We start from the raw sequence: 857 nt of genomic DNA on the forward strand, positions 1-857 counted from the left end.
CTAGGGAATCTCTGAACAACGGGCCACAAAAGCGCGACACTACCGGTTGGGAGCGAGGAGGCATGCATGCAACTGACGTTCGGTGACGCCGAGGGCTTGGGCAAGCGTAAGCAAACCCGCCGCGAGATCTTTTTAGCCGAGATGGAGCGGGTCGTTCCGTGGCAGCAATTACTTGGTCTGATTGAGCCGCACTATCCGGTGTCAGGGAGGCCCGGTCGGCAGCCGTACGCACTGGCGACAATGTTGCGGATTCATCTACTGCAGCAGTGGTATGCGTTGAGTGATCCGGCGATGGAAGAGGCATTGCACGAGATCCCAACCCTGCGGCGTTTTGCCCAGCTCGGCGGCTTGGACAACGTTCCCGACGAGACCACGATTCTCAACTTTCGGCGCCTGCTGGAGACCCATGACCTTGCTGCACGGATGCTGGAAGCGGTCAACGCGCATCTGGCGCGCAGGGGCCAGAGCCTGCGGGCGGGAACGATCGTCGATGCGACGCTGATCGCTGCGCCCAGCTCGACCAAGAATGCCGATCATGCGCGCGACCCTGAGATGCATCAGACCAAGAAGGGCAACCAGTGGTATTTCGGAATGAAGGCGCACATCGGCGTAGATGAGTTTTCTGGGCTGGTGCACCACGTCCGTTGCACGGCCGCCAATGTGTCCGATGTGACGGTGATGCACGCGTTGCTGCATGGCAAGGAAGACAGCGTGTTCGGCGATAGCGGCTATACCGGTGCGGAAAAACGCGACGAGCTGCAGCGCTGCGAGGCTGCATTCTTCATCGCCGCCAGGCCTTCGACAGTCCAAGCCATCGGCAACAAACACGAGCGTGCTCGGGAGCAGCGTTGGGAACA

Annotated in this window: 1 protein-coding gene; it reads left to right on the top strand. The window is 60.6% G+C overall.

Annotated features, from left to right (window positions below):
- Positions 1–66: 66 nt before the first annotated feature.
- Positions 67–857 (top strand): IS5 family transposase (locus tag XnspCFBP7698_RS21195; protein ID WP_123137744.1); only part of this gene is annotated, 791 nt, incomplete at its 3' end.

The sequence above is a fragment of the Xanthomonas sp. CFBP 7698 genome, from assembly GCF_003600855.1.
Lineage (GTDB): Bacteria > Pseudomonadota > Gammaproteobacteria > Xanthomonadales > Xanthomonadaceae > Xanthomonas > Xanthomonas cannabis.